This window comes from Steroidobacter sp., assembly GCF_016790065.1.
Taxonomy (GTDB): domain Bacteria; phylum Pseudomonadota; class Gammaproteobacteria; order Steroidobacterales; family Steroidobacteraceae; genus Steroidobacter.
Genome location: NZ_JAEUPY010000208.1, coordinates 1 through 3,005, shown reverse-complemented (window position 1 = coordinate 3,005; position 3,005 = coordinate 1). Strand labels below are relative to the sequence as shown.

The 3,005-nt window shown below is 60.9% G+C and carries 3 protein-coding genes; all 3 read left to right on the top strand.

The window, feature by feature from the left end:
• The coding region (locus JNL55_RS08920) for an aspartate aminotransferase family protein (protein WP_293852194.1) at nt 1-1,326 on the top strand (1,326 nt) is incomplete at its 5' end.
• Nucleotides 1,327-1,375: 49 nt separating this feature from the next.
• A complete protein-coding gene (locus tag JNL55_RS08915; RefSeq protein WP_293852192.1) occupies nt 1,376-2,428 on the top strand; it encodes a hypothetical protein in 1,053 nt (350 codons plus the stop codon).
• Nucleotides 2,429-2,459: 31 nt separating this feature from the next.
• Nucleotides 2,460-3,005, top strand: a 546-nt coding sequence (locus JNL55_RS08910) for a serine hydrolase domain-containing protein (protein WP_293852190.1), incomplete at its 3' end; no start/stop codon positions are given.

Here is a 3,005-nt window from a genome sequence, read left to right as displayed (position 1 = left end):
CATCACCTGCATCCCTTCACCGATCCGAAAGCGCTTGCAGCGCGCGGCACGCGAGTGATCGAACGGGCTGATGGCGTTTATGTCTGGGACACGGATGGCAATAAGATCCTCGATGGGATGGCGGGCCTGTGGTGCGTCGCTGTGGGCTATGGGCGGCGCGAGCTCATCGACGCAGCTACGCGCCAGCTCGAAACACTGCCGTACTACAACAGCTTCTTTCAGTCCTCCACGCCGACCCAGATCGAGCTCGCGAGGACGCTCGCCGATCTGACGCCTGCGGGGTTGAAACATTTCTTTTTCGCCAACTCGGGGTCGGAAGCGAATGACACCATCATCCGCCTCGCGAGGCATTACTGGGCGCTGCAGGGCAAGCCCACGCGGCGTATCTTCATTGGCCGCACGTACGGTTATCACGGCAGCACGCTTGCGGCGTCGAGCCTTGGCGGTATGCCGGCGATGCACGCGCTGGATCGGCAGGTGTTGCCGGACTTCGTTCATATCCCGCATCCGCATTGGTACACGATGGGCGGGGACCTGTCGCGAGAGGAGTACGGCGTCAAAGCGGCGCGCGAACTGGAGAACAAGATCCTCGAACTTGGTGCGGACAACGTCGCGGCGTTCATTGGAGAGCCGGTGCAGGGCGCCGGTGGCGGTTTCGATCCGCCATCCACTTACTGGCCAGAGATTCAGCGTATTTGTCGCAAATACCAGGTGCTGCTGATCGCCGATGAGGTGATCTGCGGCTTCGGCCGCACCGGCAGCTGGTTTGGCTCGCAGACGTACGGCATCCAGCCAGACTTCATGCCGATGGCGAAGGGTCTGTCGTCGGGCTACCTGCCCATTGCCGCGGCCGCCATCCATGAACGCATCTATGACGTCATTCACAACGGAGGTCAGATCCACCATGGCTACACGTATTCCGGTCATCCTGCCGCGTGCGCAGTGTCGCTCGCGAACATCGCATTGATGAAGAAGGAGGGTTTGGTCGAGCGCGTGCGTGAGGATGTCGGTCCGTACTTCCGAGCTTGTTTGCAGCAGCTGGCCGATGCGCATCCCATCGTGGGTGAGTTGCGCGGCGCAGGACTGTTGGCGGCGTTGCAACTAGTGAAGGATCGGGACAGCCGAACGATCTTCGCGCAGGAAGAGGAAGCGGCGCCGCGTTGTCGCGACTTCGCGCTCCAGAACAATCTCATCATGAGGCCGACCGGCCGTCAGACCATGGTGCTGTGTCCGCCACTGGTGATAACTCGCAGCGAAATCGATGAGATGGTCGAGAAGGCCAAGCGCAGCCTCGACCAGACTGCCGCCTTGTTTGGGTTGTCCTGAGCATTTTCACGGACGCCGTTGGTCCCAAGTTACGATGAGGATTGCTACGATGAGATATCGATCCCTGGCGCTTGCCGCCTTTGCTGCATCGTCCGTCTTGAGCAGCGCTCATGCCGCGGCGGGAGAGCTGCTGTATGCGCTGGAGAATTCGACGCTGCTATCGAGCACCGATACCGGTTGGGACTATATCAAGATGGAGCCGGGCGGCAGTCGACTGTTCATGGCGCGTGCGTCGGATGGCTTGACTGTGTTCGATGTCGACAGGAGCAAGACAGTCGCGACGGTGGAAAACTCGGCGGGCGCAAACGGCCCGCTGCTGTTGCCTGAGTACAATCGCGGCTATGTCGCGATGACCGATGGTTCGCTGCTCAGTTTCAACTTGAAGACGTTGCAGCTCATCGAGCGGCTGAGCTTGGCGAGCGATGGTGGCTTGAACAGCGCCGTGCACGACCCGGTGACCAAGCAGATCCATGCCATCGTCGGCGGCCGGCCGAGTGAGTCGACCTGGTTCACGCTGGATGCGGCGACCGGCAAGCTGATCAAGAAGACCACGTTCCCGTTCAAGAAAATGGACGATCCGGCCGTGGACGGCAAGGGTCATCTGTTTGCGCCGGCGCGCCGAGACAACTTGATCCTGAAACTGGATTCCAAGACTCTGGCTGAGCAGGCGCGCTGGCCGGTCGAGTGCAACGTCGCCAAAGTTCGCTACCAGGCGGCGACCAACCGGATCCTCGCGGCATGCTCCGGCGAGCAGCCGTTGTTCTTCGCCCTGGATGCGAGCACCGGGCGCACCGTGGCCAAGATTCCGATTGGCAAGGGCATGGACGCACTGGTGATCGACGAACAACGCCATCGCATCGTCACGGCGCATGGTACGGACAGCTCATTGTTCGTGATTCAACAGAGCGGTCCCGATGCTTATGAGTTGCTGGGCACCGTATCGACGCGAGTAGGGGCGCGCATGATGCACATCGATGAGCGCAGCGGCCGGCTCTTCGTAGTGGCGGCGGACTATACGACCGGCAAGCCGGATGCGAGTGGTGTGTCGACGCGCACATATCATCCAAACAGCTTCGCGGTGTTGACGTACAAGCCGCAGTAGTTGTCTTCACAGATAGTCAGGGGAAGCGGGCATGCAGCAGCCAACGCGTGCAGGTGTGACGGATGATCAGCTCACGCAAAGAGCGTTCGCCGGCAAAGTACTGCCGGACCAGCAGCTGCGGCTATTTCGCAATCAGGACTGGAAGTTCGCGCTGCGCACGGTTCGGCGCGGCAGCTCGGTGCTGCCGTTGCCGCGGGCCGCTGAACAACTGTCTGACATCGAGATTCGTTCTACTGGCGGGCCGTACGATCTAGTCGACTATGTGGCGCGCAACCGGGTTGCTGGGCTCATGGTCATCAAGCGCGGCAAGGTGATCTGTGAGCATCACGAGTTCGGCAACACCGCGGCGACGCCGTGGATCTCGAATTCAATCGCGAAATCGGTGGCGACGACGCTGGTCGGCGCGGCGATCCGTGACGGCTACATCAAGAGCGTCGACCAGCAACTGACGCACTATCTGCCGCAGCTGATCGATACCGGATATGACGGCGTTTCGATTCGCGACCTGCTGTGCATGGCAACTGGATTGCGCTGGGAGGAGAACTACTTCGATCCCCAGTCCGAGCGACGTCAAATG